The 15,010-nt window shown below is 70.4% G+C and carries 11 protein-coding genes; 5 read left to right on the top strand and 6 right to left on the bottom strand.

The genetic code is table 11. From position 1 onward, the window contains the following. Position 1: 1 nt before the first annotated feature. The 5 genes from G328_RS14805 to G328_RS14820 are packed head-to-tail and all read right to left on the bottom strand — an operon-like array spanning position 2 to position 6,115. Complete coding sequence (locus tag G328_RS14805; RefSeq protein WP_019618853.1) at positions 2-1,495, bottom strand: ABC transporter ATP-binding protein; 1,494 nt, start codon at positions 1,493-1,495, stop codon at positions 2-4. Further along, complete coding sequence (locus G328_RS0108135; RefSeq protein WP_019618854.1) at positions 1,492-2,295, bottom strand: ABC transporter permease; 804 nt, start codon at positions 2,293-2,295, stop codon at positions 1,492-1,494. The genes G328_RS14805 and G328_RS0108135 overlap by 4 nt, the downstream gene beginning before the upstream one ends. After that, positions 2,292-3,272 carry an ABC transporter permease gene (locus G328_RS14810; protein WP_222828680.1) on the bottom strand — a complete coding sequence of 327 codons (981 nt, stop codon included), beginning with the start codon at positions 3,270-3,272 and terminating at the stop codon, positions 2,292-2,294. The genes G328_RS0108135 and G328_RS14810 overlap by 4 nt, the downstream gene beginning before the upstream one ends. After that, entirely contained in the window at positions 3,257-4,918 is a 1,662-nt protein-coding gene (locus G328_RS14815) for an ABC transporter substrate-binding protein (protein WP_019618856.1), read from the bottom strand. The genes G328_RS14810 and G328_RS14815 overlap by 16 nt, the downstream gene beginning before the upstream one ends. 3 nt (positions 4,919-4,921) lie before the next feature. Then, a complete protein-coding gene (locus G328_RS14820; protein WP_019618857.1) occupies positions 4,922-6,115 on the bottom strand; it encodes an LLM class flavin-dependent oxidoreductase in 1,194 nt (397 codons plus the stop codon). 125 nt (positions 6,116-6,240) lie between these two features. Between G328_RS14820 and pepN the strand changes: the two genes are divergently transcribed. Next, on the top strand, positions 6,241-8,784 hold the full coding sequence (gene pepN, locus G328_RS0108155) for an aminopeptidase N (protein ID WP_019618858.1): 2,544 nt from the start codon (positions 6,241-6,243) through the stop codon (positions 8,782-8,784). Between the two features lie 61 nt (positions 8,785-8,845). Here the strand turns inward: pepN and G328_RS0108160 are convergent, their stop codons facing one another. Continuing rightward, complete coding sequence (locus tag G328_RS0108160; protein ID WP_019618859.1) at positions 8,846-10,168, bottom strand: threonine/serine exporter family protein; 1,323 nt, start codon at positions 10,166-10,168, stop codon at positions 8,846-8,848. A 272-nt stretch (positions 10,169-10,440) separates the two neighbouring features. Between G328_RS0108160 and G328_RS0108165 the strand changes: the two genes are divergently transcribed. From G328_RS0108165 to G328_RS0108180, 4 genes are read left to right on the top strand one after another with little or no spacing between them, the layout of a single operon-like run. After that, entirely contained in the window at positions 10,441-11,937 is a 1,497-nt protein-coding gene (locus G328_RS0108165) for a CoA-acylating methylmalonate-semialdehyde dehydrogenase (RefSeq protein WP_019618860.1), read from the top strand. A 2-nt stretch (positions 11,938-11,939) separates the two neighbouring features. Then, complete coding sequence (locus tag G328_RS0108170) at positions 11,940-13,097, top strand: acyl-CoA dehydrogenase family protein (RefSeq protein WP_019618861.1); 1,158 nt, start codon at positions 11,940-11,942, stop codon at positions 13,095-13,097. Beyond that, a complete protein-coding gene (mmsB, locus tag G328_RS0108175; protein ID WP_019618862.1) occupies positions 13,094-13,993 on the top strand; it encodes a 3-hydroxyisobutyrate dehydrogenase in 900 nt (299 codons plus the stop codon). The genes G328_RS0108170 and mmsB overlap by 4 nt, the downstream gene beginning before the upstream one ends. A 29-nt stretch (positions 13,994-14,022) precedes the next feature. Next, entirely contained in the window at positions 14,023-14,793 is a 771-nt protein-coding gene (locus G328_RS0108180) for an enoyl-CoA hydratase (protein ID WP_019618863.1), read from the top strand. Positions 14,794-15,010: the final 217 nt, after the last annotated feature.

A 15,010-nucleotide genomic window follows, 5' to 3' on the forward strand; every position in this document is an offset into this window, starting at 1 on the left:
TTCAGTTGGCGGGGCCGACCTCGACGAGCCGGCCCGCGCGGAACACCGCGATGCGGTGCGAGATGCGAGCGACGGCGCCGAGGTCGTGTGACACGAATAGGTAGGTGATGCCGAGTTCGCGCTGCACCTCGATGAGCAGGCGCAGCACCTCGGCCTGCACCTCGGTGTCGAGCGCAGAGACCGGCTCGTCGAGGTAGATGAGCTCGGGCTTCAGGGCGAGGGCGCGGGCGAGGGCGACGCGCTGCTGCTGCCCGCCCGAGAGTTCGCGCGGCCGCTTCGACGCCATCGCGGCGTGCAGGCGCACCTGGTCGAGCAGTTCGGCGACGCGACGGCCGCGATCGGCGCGCGAGCCGACGCCGTGGGCGCGCAGGGGCTCGGCGATGCTCTCGGCAACGGTGCGGCGCGGGTCGAGCGAGGCGGCGGGGTCTTGTTGCACGAGCTGGAATCGGCGGCGCAGCGCCCGCAGTTCCCGGCGGCCGAGGCCGGCGAGGTCGACGCCGTCGAACGTGACGCTGCCCGCGGTCGGCGGCACGAGCCCGAGGCCGACGCGCAGCAGGGTCGTCTTGCCGGCGCCCGATTCGCCGACGATGCCGAGAGTCTCGCCCGCGGGCACCCCGAGCGTGACGCCGTCGAGCGCGGCGACGGTGCGGGTTGCCCCGCGCGGGCCGCGGCGGGCGCGCACGACGGCCACGTCGTTGAAGCGCACGAGCTCGCGCGCGTCGGGGTTCGGGGCGCCGCGGCGGTCGCCGTCGCGCAGCGAAAGCGCCCGTGCGGCTTCACGCAGGGCGCGGGCGTGCGGATGCGCGACGGGGTCGACGAGCCGGCCCTCGTGCATGACCTCGACGCGGTCGCTGAGCGCGAGCGCCGACTCGAGGTCGTGGGTGACGAGCAGCACGGCGCGACCGTCGTCGCTCGCGAGGGCGCGCAGGCGGTCGAGGATGCGCTGGCGCGCGACGCGGTCGAGGGCGCTCGTCGGCTCGTCGGCGATCAGCAGCCGCGGCGAGCCCGCGAGGGCGATCGCCATGAGCACGCGCTGCCGCTGCCCGCCCGAGAGTTCGTGCGGATGCGCGTGGAGCACGTCGGCGCCCGCGAGCTGTGCCTCGTCGCAGAGCCGCGCGACGGTCTCGTCGACGGGGGCGTCGGGCGTGAGCGAGCGCACGGCCTCGGCGATCTGCGCGCCGATGCGCATGTTCGGGTTGAGTGCGGCGAGCGGGTCTTGCGGCACCCGCGCGACCCTGCTGCCGCGCATCCGTCGCCAGTCGCGTTCGCGGGCGCCGCGCAGGTCGACGCCGTCGAGTTCGAGCCGGTCGGCGTCGACGCGCGTTGGCGGTTCGTGCAGGCCGAGCAGCGCGGTCACGAGCGAGCTCTTGCCGGCGCCCGAGGCGCCGACGAGCGAGACGAGTTCGCCGGGATTCACTTCGAGGTCGATGCCGTCGACTGCGCGGGTGCCGTCGCCGTAGGTCACGCGCAGTCCGTGCGCGACGAGCGCGGTCATGCGCCGGCCTCCTCGATCGACTTGCTGATGTGGTTGAGCGAGAACACCGTGAGGGCGACGACGAGGCCGGGCAGCAGCGGCACCCACGGCGCGCTGACGAGCAGCGAGCGGCCGTCGGAGATGAGCGAGCCCCAGTCGGCGAGCGGGGGCTGCGCGCCGAACCCGAGGAAGCTGAGCGCGGCGACCCAAATGATCGCGGTGCCGACGTCGAGCACGGCGAGCACGGCGACGGGCCCGACCGAGTTCGGCAGCACGTGGCGCACGAGCACGCCGGTCGAGCCGACGCCGGCGATGCGCGCCGCCTCGACGTAGGGCGTGCCCCGCACCTCGCGGATGCGCGCGCGGGTGGTGCGCGCAAAGGTCGGGATGAATCCGATGCCGACGGCGATCGCGACCGGCACCGTGCCGTAGCCGATCGCCGTGATGATGAGCAGCGCGAGCAGCAGCGAGGGCAGCGCGAGGCCGACGTCGACGAGCCGCATGAGCACGGCGTCGACGCGGCCACCCACGTAGCCCGCGACGGCGCCGATGACGAAGCCCGCGCCGACGCCGATCGCGATCGCGATGACGGCGGCCTTGAGCGTGAGTTCGGCGCCCCACACGACGCGCGCGAACACGTCGCGGCCGAGCTCGTCAGTGCCAAAAGGATGCGCCGCGTTCGGCGGGGTGAGCTGCACCTGCGCGTCGACGACGGCGGGGTCGAGCGGCGTGAGCAGCGTGGGCCACGCGGCGGCGACCGCGACGGCGAGGAGGAACGCCGAGGCGAGCAGCACGCCGGGGCGGCGCAGCATCCCGGTCATGCTGCGACCGCCGCGGTCGGCTCGGGGCGCTGGCGCGCGTCGAGGAGCGGATACAGCAGGTCGACGAGCAGGTTGAGAAGCAGGAAGATCGCGGCGGCGAGCAGCACGATGCCCTGCACGACGGGCACGTCTTGGTTGAGCACGGCGTCTTGCAGCAGCCGGCCGAGGCCGGCGCGTGAGAAGAGCGTCTCGACGACGACGGTGCCGGTGAGCAGGTTGCCGAGGATGAGCGCGAGCATCGTGAGGGTCGGCGCGGCCGCGTTCGGCAGCCCGTGCCGCAGCAGCACGCGCAGCGGCGAGAGCCCCTTCATGCGCGCGGTGTTCACGAACCCCTCGCGGTACGCCTCGTCGAGGCCGCGCAGCAGCAGTTGCGCGATGACGGCCGAGGAGCCGATCGCGAGGGTGAGCGCGGGGAGCACGACGCTGCCGGGCTCGCGGCTCCCCGAGGGCGGGAGCCAGCCGAGCGTGAATGCGAACAGCTGCACGAACAGCAGGCCGGTCCAGAACGACGGCAGCGAGATGCCGATCGCGGGCAGGCGCCGCAGGAGTCGGCGCAGGAACGGCGCGCGCACGAGCGTCGCCGCGCAAGCGATCGTGACGCCGAGCACGGCGGCGAGCAGAAACCCGCCGAAGCCGATGGCGAGCGTGCCGGGCGCCCGCTCGGCGATGAGCTCGCTCACGGGGCGGCCCGACGCGTACGACAGCCCGAGGTCGCCCCGCAGCGCGGCGAGCAGCTGCGTCACGAGCTGCACGGGCGCGGGCTGGTCGAGCCCGAACTTCTCGCGCAGCGCCGCGTACTGTTCGGGCGTGATCGCGGCCGGGTCGACGCCGGCGGCCGCGAGCATGACCTCGGCGGGGTCGCCGGGCAGCAGCCGCAGGATGACGAAGGTGACGACGTACGCGAGCAGCAGCACGACCCCCGCCTGCGCGACGCGGCCGACCCAGCGCATCCGCGCCCCGGTCAGCGGTCGAGCCACAGGTCGTGGAAGCGAATCATGCCGTCGGCGGTGAACTCGGCGCCGTGCACGTCGGGCGCGAACGCGGCCTGCTGCTGGCGGTCGTAGAGCGGGAACGCGGCGTTGTGCTCGAGCACGTTCTGCTGCAGCTCGGTGCTGAGCTCGGCGCGGGTCGCGTCGTCTTGCTCGACCACGAGCTTGCCGAGGATCTCGGTGAACCCCTCGTAGTCGGCGTCGCTCATCGCGTTCTGCGCGAGCGGCACCTCGCTCGCGCGGTCGACCTCGAGGGTGCGGCGAATCACGCTCGGGTCGTTCGTGTACGTGAACGTGTACGTGAGGTCGTAGTCGCCGGCGTTGCCGATGCCGACGCGTTCGGCGACGGTGATCACCTGAATTTCGAGGTTGATGCCGACCTCGCGAAGCTGCGCCTGCAGCAGCTCTTCGCCGAGGGCGTTCGTGTTGTGCCCGAGCGCGACGAGGGTGAGCTTCTCCCCCGCGTCGTTGTAGCGGTAGCCGTCGTCGCCGAGCTTCCAGCCCGCCTCGTCGAGCAGGCTCGCGGCGAGCTCGGGGTCGTAGCTGAGCAGGTCGGGGTCGGCCGCCTCGGCGAGCGCCGTGCCCTGCTGGTAGATGCCCTCGGCGACCGGATAGTCGGGGCCGTAGAGCACGTCGGCGTAGCTCGCGCGGTCGATCGAGTGCTGCAGGGCCTCGCGCACCTTCGGGTCGCCGAGCGGGCGGTCGAAGCGCACGTTGGGGTAGTACATGTAGGTGAGGCCGCTCAGCGGGCTCTGCTCGACGGTGAGCCCGGCGGAAGTGAGCTGGTCGATCTCCGACTTCGTGAACGGGTTGCGGGTCCACGAGACGTCGGTGAGGCCGCTCGTCACGTTGCCGACGCGCACGTTGAGCTCGCTCACGAAGTCGATCTCGATGCGGTCGAGGTAGCCGGCGCCGTCGTGGGTCGCGAGCGCCGAGGTGGGCACGTAGTCGTCGCGGCGTACGAACACGATCGATTCGAACGGCACGAACGACTCGACCTGGTAGGCGGCGGTCGACGAGATGCCGGCCTGGCAGCGCTCGGTCGCCGAGAGCGCGTACGACGACGGCGAGAGGATGCCCATGTTCCGCTCGGTGAGGATCGACAGGAACGCCGAGTCGGGCTGCGAGAGCGAGATGGTCACGGTGTGCTCGCCGCTCGTCTCGACGCCGTCGATGTCGAGGAGGTTCCACCCGAACGACGGGTTTTCTTCGACGAACTCGAGGTTGGTGTCGAACGCGGTCTTCACGGCGTCGGCGTTGAACTCCTCGCCGTTCGCGAACGTGATGCCTTGCTTGAGCTCGAACGTGTAGTCGAGGCCGTCGGCCGAGACCTCCCACGAGTCGGCGAGCCACGGCACGATTTCGCCGGTTTCCGGGTCCATGTCGACGAGTCGCTCGGCGGAGTTGCCGGTGATGAGCTGCCACTCGCGGCCGTAGAACTGGATGGGGTCGAGGCAGGGGTTCGCGCTCGTGTCCTGCGGCAGGTCGAGCTGCAGTGTCCCGCCCGAGACGGGGTCGCCGCCCTCGCTCGCGGTGCCGGCGGCGCCCGCGCAGCCGGCGAGGAGCGAGAGGGTCGCGAGGGCGCCGATGAGCGCGCGGGCCGAACGACGGGCCCGGTTCGTGGTGTGCCGCATGGGTCAGCGCTGCCCGGCGAGCTCGGTGAGCTGGGCGACGCGGAGGTCGGGGAACGGTTCGGCGTGGGGGCCGCGTTGATACTCGGGCTGCGGCACGATGCGGCCGCGCTCCCCCGTCGCCTCGCGGTGCGCGAGCTCGGCGCGTACGAGCGGAATGACCTCGCGCCCGTACTCGCGCATGTCGGCGAGGTTGTCGTACCCGCGCATCCCGATGATCTCGACGCCGGCGTCGACGTAGTCGAGAATCGCGGCGGCGACGGTCTCATAGCTGCCGACGAGCGCCGTCGTCGTGCCGATGCCGAGGGCCGCGGCCGAGGTCTCGAACCAGGTCGCGCGGTCGTGGAGCGCGCCCTCGCCGTGCGCCTCGAGCACGCGGCGCGTGGCCTGGCTCTCGGTCTTCGGCACGCCGAGCGCCCACGGGTTGCCGACGCCCGCGCTCGTGCGCTTGCGGAGCACCTCGACGATGCGCCACGCCTTCTCCCACGCCTCGCGCTCGGTGGGCGCGACGATGGGGCGGAACGTCGCCCAGAACGCGGGCGGGGTGCGGTCGGCGGCCGCGGCGATGTCGCGGATGCGCGCGATGATGCGCTCGGTCTCGTCGAGCGGCTCGGCCCACATGCCGTAGAAGTCGCCCTTTTCGCCGACGACGGTGTGCGCCTCGGGCGAGGCGCCGCCGACGCCGATGCGAATGTGCGACTGCACTGGCACGACGGCGTTGTTGAAGTCCTCGATGTCGAAGTACTCGCCGTGGTAGTCGAACGGCGTCGGGTCGGCCCACGCGCGCCGCAGGATGTCGATCGCCTCGCCCATCCGCTCGTACCGCTGCGGCTTCGAGGCGCGGTCGCCCTCGCGCGCCTGCTCGGCCGCGCGGCCGCCGGCGATGAGGTGGTAGGCGACGCGGCCGCCGCTGAGCTGGTCGAGGGTCGCCGCAGCCTTCGCGGCGAACGTCGGGGCCATGAGGTTCGGGCGCAGCGCGATGAAGGCGCCGAGCTGCTCGGTCGTTTCGAGCGCGACCGCCGCGAGCGCGAAGGGGTCGGGCGTCGCCGCGCCGTACGCGAGCAGCACGTGGTCGTAGCCGAGCACATCCATTTCGCGCACGTAGTTGCGGAAATACTCGCCGTCGACGCCGACTTGGCCGAGGCCGTTCAGCTCGGTGGAGGGATTCAGGGCTGCGGCGTGAACGAACTCGATTGGCACCCGGCAACCCTACCCACTTGCTGCACTACATACAACAACATGGTGTCCAGCTAGTGCCGATTCGCTGCGGGGATAGGCTGGGCAGGTTGCCAAAAGCGGCACCACAACTGAACGAAAGGATGCACATGCCGGGCGAAAACCTCACCCGAGTCGAAGCCGACGAGCGTGCGAGCCTCATCTCGGTCGACCACTACGACGTGACCCTCGACCTCACGACCTCCGACACCACCTTCCGCACCGTCACGAAGGTCACCTTCTCGGCCACGGCCGGCGCGTCGAGCTTTATCGACGCGATCACCGAGACCGTGCACCGCGTCGAGCTCAACGGCGAATCGCTCGACCCCGCCACGGTCGCCGACGGTGTGCGCATTGCACTGCCGAACCTCGCCGAGCACAACGAGCTCGAGATCGAGGCCGACATGTTCTACATGAACACCGGCGAGGGCCTGCACCGGTTCGTCGACCCGGCCGACGGCGAGGTGTACCTCTACTCGCAGTTCGAGGTGCCCGACGCGCGCCGCATGTACCCGAACTTCGAGCAGCCGAACCTCAAGGCGACCTTCGACTTCACCGTCACCGCGCCCGAGGCGTGGAAGGTCGTTTCGAACCAGCCGGTCGCCGAGCGCACCGAGCTCGGCGAGGGCAAGGCGAAGTGGGCGTTCACGACGACCACGCGCATCTCGAGCTACATCACGGCGCTTGTCGCCGGCCCGTACCAGGAGTGGCGCGACGAGCTCACGTCGTCCGACGGCCGCACGATCCCCCTCGGCGTCTACAGCCGTGCCTCGCTCGGCGAGTTCATGGATCCGGAGTACATCTTCGACATCACGAAGCGCGGGTTCGAGTTCTACGAGCGCGAGTTCGGCGTGGCGTATCCGTTCGACAAGTACGACCAGCTGTTCGTGCCCGAGTACAACATGGGCGCGATGGAGAACGCGGGCTGCGTCACGTTCACCGAGGCGTACGTTTTCCGCTCGAAGGTCGCCGACGCCGTGCGCGAGCGCCGCGTCGTGACGATCCTGCACGAGCTCGGCCACATGTGGTTCGGCGACCTCGTCACGATGAACTGGTGGAACGACCTCTGGCTCAACGAGTCGTTCGCCGAGTTCATCTCGACCCTCGCGACCGCCGAGGCGACCGAGTGGACGAACAACTGGGTGACGTTCCTCGCCTCCGAGAAGACGTGGGCGTACCGCCAAGACCAGCTCCCCTCGACGCACCCGATCGTCGCCGAGATCCGCGACCTCGACGACGTGCAGGTGAACTTCGACGGCATCACGTACGCGAAGGGCGGCTCGGTCCTCAAGCAGCTGTTCTTCTGGGTGGGCCGCGAGGCATTCTTCACGGGCGTCAACGCGTACTTCACGAAGCACGCGTTCGGCAACACCGAGCTCGCCGACCTCCTCGTCGAGCTCGAGGCCGCCTCGGGCCGCGACCTCAAGGACTGGTCGAAGAAGTGGCTTGAAACGGCCGGCGTGAACACGCTGCGCCCGCGCATCGAGGTCGACGCCGAGGGCGTCATCACGAAGTTCGTCATCGAGCAGACGGCGCCCGCCGACTACCCGACGCTGCGGCCGCACCGCCTCGGCGTTGGCCTCTACGACCTCGTCGACGGCGCGCTGACGCGCCGCGACCACGTCGAGCTCGACATCGACGGCGCCGAGACCGAGGTGCCCGAGCTCGTCGGCAAGCAGCGCGGCGACCTCGTGCTCGTGAACGACGAAGACCTCGCGTACGCGAAGATCCGGTTCGACGGGGCCTCGCTCGCGACGGCGCTCGGCCACGCGGCCGACATCGCCGACCCGATGGCCCGCGGCCTCGTGCTCGCGAGCCTGTGGGACGCGACGCGCGACGCCGAGCTGCCCGTGGCCGACTTCATCGACCACCTGCTGCGCACCGTGGGGCACGAGACCGAGTCGACGACGCGTCGTCAGCAGCTCGGCCAGCTCACCACCGCCGCCCACCGCTTCACGCCGAAGGCCGACCGCGAGGCGACCGTCGAGCGCGTCGCCGACCGCCTGCTCGAGCTCGCACAGGGCGCCGAGGCGGGGTCGGATGCGCAGTTCGCGTTCGTGCGCGCCTTCAGCGGCTTCGCGACGACGGCCGCGCAGCTCGACGCCGTGCAGGCGCTGCTCGACGGCTCGACGCGACTCGACGGGCTCGAGATCGACACCGACCTCGGCTGGGAGCTGCTCACCGCGCTCGTCGCGGGCGGCCGCGCCGGCGAGGCCGAGATCGCAGCCCGCAACGAGGCCGACAAGACCTCGAACGGCAACAAGCACGCCGCGACGGCCCGCGCATCCGTGCCGACCGCCGAGGCGAAGCAGGCCGCGTGGGAGCTCGTGTGGAAGCGCAACGAGCAGCCGAACGAGATCGTGCGCGCCACGATCGCCGGGTTCTGGAACACGTCGAACGACGAGCTCGTGACCCCGTTCGTCGCGCCGTACTTCGACGAGCTGCGCGGCATTTGGGACTCGCGGAGCTTCCACATCGCCGAAGACCTCATCGAGGGCTTCTACCCGACGACGACGACGACCGACCGGGTTGCGACCTCGGCCGAGGCGTGGCTCGCGGCGAACGCCGACGCGGCGCCGGCGCTGCGCCGCATGATCGTCGAAGGCCTCGACGACACGCAGCGCGCACTGCGGGTGCAGCGCGCCGCGAAGTAGCGCGGTACCGCGAACGCGGGTGCCGTCGGGACTCCCCCGGCGGCACCCGCGTTTTGTTGCGCTAGCGAATGCGGCGGCGACGCCGCACGACCGACTGCATCGTGTCGCGCAGCGGGGCGCCGAGGTAGAGACCAAGCGACGCGCCGGCCGCGAGCGCGATGCCGATCGCGCCGGCGCCGATGAGCTCCGAGGCGCCGACCATGAGGCCGAGCGGGTCGTTCTCGGCCTCGACGACGGCGAGGATGCCGCGGAACACCGCCGAACCGGGCACCATCGGTACGATCGCGGCGGTCGTCACGGCGATCGACGGCACGTGGAACTTGTGCGCGATGAGCGTGCCGATGAAGCTCGCCACGAGCGCGCCGAATCCGCTCGCGAGCGCGACGCCCGAGCCCGCGAACGTGCCGAGCGCGTATCCGCCCCACGCGATGCTCGCGAGCCCGAGCGAGACGACGATGGTGCGCAGACCGGCGCCGTTCCAGACCGCGACCGTGCCGGCGATGAGCAGCACGCCGACCGCCTGCATCCAGGCCGGGCCGAGCGGCGGCGCGGTGTGCGAGAACGTGAACCCAAACCCGAGCACCTGCGCGAGCGAGATGCCGCTGACGATGCCGATCACGACGCCGAGGGTCATGAGCGCGAGGTCGAGGATGCGCCCGGCCGCGGTGAGCGCGAAGCCGTCGATCGCATCCTGTGCCGCCGCGACGACCGACATGCCCGCGAGCATGAGCACGATGCCGGCGGCGACGATGATCGACGGGCGCGCCTCGTCGAGCAGGGGCACGCCGTGGTTGCCGAGCAGGTTCGTGACGGCCGCGAAGGCGGTGACGACGAGCGCGCCGGCAGCCTGCGAGAAGAAGAACGGCACGTGCCACTGCCAGAGCAGTCGCTGCGTCATCGCCGCCGAGCACGCGGCGAGCATGATGATGCAGAGCACGAGCCACGAGGCGCCGTAGAGCATGCCGACGCCGACCGCGAGCAGGCCCTGCATGAGCACGATGACGGCGGGGCGGTACTGGAACGGCGTGCGGCGAATGACGTGGAATTTCGCGCGCGCCTTGTCGAGCGGCAGGCCCGACTCGATCTCGGCGACGAGCGCCTGCAGCGCCTGCAGTTTCGCGTGGTCGGGCACGGGGGCTCGCACGACGCGAATCAGGGTGAACGGCAGGTCGGCGTCGCTGCGGTGGTACGAGAGGCCGAGCGCGTTGTAGGTGACCTCGACGTGAATCGGCTTGATGCCGAGGGCCGCCGCGACGCGGATTGCCGAGAGCACGACCTCGTTCGCCGAGGCGCCGACCGCGATGAGCGATTCGGCGATGCGCATCGCGAGATCGATGACCTTGCGGGCGTACACCTCGTCGATTGAGAGGAGCGCCTCGGTCATCGGCCGCGACGCCGGATCGGTTCTGATTGCGCTCGCGATGCGCGTTCGCCACTGCCTCCGTGATTCCATCGCCCCCATCTTCGCAGCCGCTTCAGTTGAGTGGACTGAAGTTGCTGTTTTCAGCGCTGAGAACAGCAACTTTTGGCCACCGAACTGCGGAGAAATAGATGGGATACAGACGAAATGGATGGACGTCAGCGTAGTCTGGCGGGAAGCCTAGAAGGGCAAGCCCAAGGCGGCAAGCACAGCGACGTGCGGAAAGAGGCGCAGCCATGACCGACCTCACCCATTTTGTTGGCGGCGAGCATCGGGCCGGCGAGTCCGGCAGGTTCGCCGACGTGTTCAACCCGAGCACCGGCGACGTGCAGTCGCGCGTGCCGCTCGCGAGCGCGGCCGAGGTGGATGCGGCGGTCGCGAACGCGGCGGCGGCGCAGCTCGAGTGGGGCGCGACGAACCCGCAGAAGCGGGCGCGCGTGCTGCTGAAGTTCCTCGATCTCGTCGCGGCCGACCTGCCGCACCTCGCGCGGCTGCTCTCGAGCGAGCACGGCAAGACGCTCGAGGATGCGCGGGGCGACGTGCAGCGCGGCGTCGAGGTGATCGAGTTCGCGGCGGGCGCGCCGCACCTGCTGAAGGGCGAGTACTCGACGAGCGCGGGCACCGGCATCGACGTGTACTCGATGCGGCAGCCGCTCGGCGTCATCGCCGGCATCTCGCCGTTCAACTTTCCGGCGATGATTCCGCTGTGGCAGTGCGGGCCGGCGCTCGCGACCGGCAATGCGTTCATCCTCAAGCCGTCGGAGCGCGACCCGTCGGTGCCGCTGCGCCTCGCCGAGCTGTTCCTCGAGGCGGGCCTGCCGCCGGGCGTGCTCAACGTCGTGAACGGCGACAAGGAGGCGGTCGACGCGCTGCTCGCCGACGATCGGGTGAGCGCGGTCGGCTTCGTCGGTTCGACGCCGATTGCCGAGTACGTCTACGCGACGGCTGCGGCGAACGGTAAGCGCGCGCAGTGCTTCGGCGGGGCGAAGAATCACCTCATCGTCATGCCCGACGCCGACCTCGACCAGGTGGCCGACGCGCTGATCGGGGCCGGATACGGTTCGGCCGGCGAGCGCTGCATGGCGGTTTCGGTCGCGGTTCCGGTCGGGCAGGAGACCGCCGACGCCCTCGCGGCGAAGCTGACGGAGCGGGTCGCCTCGCTGAAGGTGGGCCCGGCCGACGCCGAGGCCGTCGACTACGGACCCCTCGTGACGCAGCAGGCGCGCGATCGGGTGGAGCGCTACATTCAGCTCGGCATCGACGAGGGCGCGACGCTGCTCGCCGACGGCCGCGGCCTCACGGTGCCGGGCTACGAGCGCGGCTTCTACCTCGGCCCGACGCTGTTCGACCACGTCACCTCAGGCATGACGATCTATCGCGAGGAGGTGTTCGGCCCCGTGCTCGTCATCGCGCGGGCCGACGACTACGAGCAAGCGCTCGCGCTCGCGACCGATCACGAGTACGGAAACGGCGTCGCGATCTTCACCCGCGACGGTGACACGGCGCGCGACTTCACGGCCCGCGTCAACGTCGGCATGGTCGGCGTGAACGTGCCGATTCCGGTGCCACTCGCGTATCACTCGTTTGGCGGCTGGAAGCGCTCGAGCTTCGGCGATCTCGGCCAGCACGGGCCCGACTCGATTCGCTTCACGACGAAGACGAAAACGGTGACGAGCCGCTGGCCGACCGGCATTCGAGAGGGGGCGAGCTTCGTCATTCCGACGATGCAGTAACCATGACTGACACGGCAATTGAAGAGCGCGCGGCGATCGTCAGCGCGGTGCGGGACTTCGCGAATCGGGCGCTCGCGCCGTTCGCGGCGGAGCGCGACGCCGAGAAAACTTTCCCGGTGGATGCGCTGCGGCAGGCGGGCGAGCTCGGCCTCGGCGGCATCTACGTGCGCGACGACTACGGCACGGGGCTCACGAGCGAAGACACGGTCGCGATTTTCGAGGAGCTCGCGAAGGGCGACGTGACGGTCGCGGCGTACATCTCGATTCACAACATGTTGGGCTGGATGATCGACACGTTCGGCACCGACGAGCAGCGGGGCCGCTGGCTGCCTGGCCTCGTCGAGATGACCGATCTCGCGAGCTACTGCCTCACCGAGCCTGGCGCGGGGTCAGATGCCGCGGCGATCACGACGAGCGCGCGCCGCGACGGCGATGACTACGTGCTGAACGGCACGAAGCAGTTCATCTCGGGGGCCGGCGCGGCCGCGGTCTACCTCGTGATGGCGCGCACGGGCGAGCCGGGCGCGAAGGGCATTAGCGCGATGCTCGTGTCGGGCGACTCCCCCGGCCTGAGCTTCGGCCCGCTCGAGAAGAAGATGGGCTGGAACGCGCAGCCCACCCGCCAGGTGATTTTCGACGATGTACGCGTGCCGGTCGCGAACCGACTCGGCGACGAGGGCGACGGCTTTCACATCGCGATGAAGGGCCTGAACGGTGGCCGCATCAACATCGCGGCGTGCTCGCTCGGCGGAGCGCAGTGGGCGTTCGAGCGCGCCCGCGAGTACGTGCAGCAGCGGCACGCGTTCGGCGGCCCGCTCAGCGACAACCAGTCGGTCGTGTTCACGCTCGCCGACATGGAGGCGAATCAGCAGGCGGCTCGCGCGCTCGTGCAGCGGGCGGCGAGGAAGATGGATGCGCAGGCGCCCGATCTCGCGGCGACGTGCGCGCTCGCGAAGCGGTTCGCGACCGACGCGTGCTTCGAGGTCGCGAACCAGGCGCTGCAGCTGCACGGCGGCTACGGCTATCTGCAGGACTACGGCATCGAGCGGGTCGTGCGCGATCTGCGGGTGCATCAGATTCTCGAGGGCACGAATGAGATCATGCGCTCGATTGTCGGCCGCGCCGTGCTCGCGGCGCCAGCGAAGGGAACGGCAGCATGACCATCGCGTTTATTGGCCTCGGCCATATGGGCGGCCCGATGGCCGTCAATCTCGTGCGGGCGGGCCACGACGTGCTCGCGTTCGACCTCGTGCCCGAGCTCACCGAGCGGGCGCGCGACGCGGGCGTGCCGGTCGCCGAGTCGGCGGCGGCCGCGGCGGCGCGGGCCGACATCGTGCTCACGATGCTGCCGCAGGGCCGCCACGTGCTCGCCGCCTACACGGGCGAGGGGCAGGCGTCGCTGCTCGAGGCGGCGCCGCCCGACACGCTGTTCCTCGACTGTTCGACGATCGCGGTCGACGAGGCGCAGCGGGCGGCCGAGCTCGCGGTCGCGGCTGGGCATCGGGCGATGGATGCGCCGGTGTCGGGCGGCGTGGTCGGCGCCGAGAACGCGACGCTCGCGTTCATGGTCGGCGGCACCGACGCCGACTTCGCGCGCGTGCAGCCGCTGCTCGTGGACATGGGCCGCCGCATCGTGCACTGCGGCGCGAACGGCCTCGGCCAAGCCGCGAAGGTGTGCAACAACCTCATCCTCGGCATCACGCAGATCGCCGCGGCCGAGGGGTTCGTGCTTGGCGAGCGGCTCGGCCTGACGCACCAGGTGCTGTTCGACGTCACGAGCAACGCGTCGGCCCAGTGCTGGGCGATCTCGACGAACTGTCCCGTGCCGGGGCCCGTACCGACGAGCCCCGCGAACAACGACTATCAGCCCGGGTTCGCGGGCGCGCTCATGGCGAAAGACCTCGGCCTCGCCGCGAAGGCGATCGAGCTCGGCGGGGTCGACGCGAAGCTCGGGATGCTCGCGCAGCGGCTCTACGCCGAGTTCGCGGCGGGTGAGGGTGGTTCGCAGGATTTCTCGGCAATCATCAATACGATCCGCGACGCGAGCGATTCGTGAGCGAGCGTCCAGACCCGCTAGGAGCATCCGTGCCCGAACTGATTCTTACCGAGGCCGAGGGCCGCGTTGGCCGCATCACACTGAACCGTCCCGAGGCGCTCAACGCGCTCAACCTGCAGCTCGCGCACGAGATCGTCGATGCGGCGCTCGAGTTCGATGCCGATCCCGAGATCGGCGCGATCGTCATCACGGGGTCGGCGAAGGCGTTCGCGGCGGGCGCCGACATCAAGGAGATGGCCGACCGCAGCTACGCGAGCATGTACCTCGACGGGCCGTTCGCGCGCTGGGATGAGTTCACGGCGCTGCGCACGCCCGTGATCGCCGCGGTCGCGGGCTTCGCGCTCGGCGGCGGCTGCGAGCTCGCGATGATGTGCGACGTGATTCTCGCGGCCGACAGCGCGAAGTTCGGGCAGCCCGAGATCAACCTCGGCGTGATTCCCGGCATGGGCGGCACGCAGCGGCTCACGGCCGCGATCGGCAAGTACAAGGCCGCCGAGCTCATGCTCACGGGCCGCATGATGGGTGCCGAGGAGGCCGAGCGCGCGGGGCTCGTCTCGCGGGTCGTACCGGCCGACGATCTGCTCGACGAGGCGTCGACCCTCGCCGAGACGATCGCGTCGAAGTCGCTGCCAGTCGTGTACGCGCTGAAGGATGCGCTGAAGGCGTCGCAGAACTCGGGGCTTGCCGAGGGACTGCGGTTCGAGAAGCAGGCGTTCGCGTCGCTGTTCTCGCTCAACGATCAGAAGGAAGGCATGGCGGCGTTCGTCGAGAAGCGCCCGCCAAACTTCACGCACGACTAGCCGCTGCGCGACTCGCCCCGCCCCATCACCTCCGCACCACGCGATTCCACGCGATTCGCCCCACCACCTCCGCACCACCTTCGCCGACTGACGGCAAATTGCAGCTTTTCGCCCGAAAATGTCGCAAATTGCCGTCAGTTAGCGATGGAGACCGCGATGGAGATCGCGACGATCTCCGCTCTCGCAGGAAGCCTCGTCAAGCTTTGAGAGACACGTC

Origin of the sequence: [Zimmermannella] faecalis ATCC 13722 (genome assembly GCF_000381765.1) — a bacterium.
Taxonomy (GTDB): domain Bacteria; phylum Actinomycetota; class Actinomycetes; order Actinomycetales; family Microbacteriaceae; genus Gulosibacter; species Gulosibacter faecalis.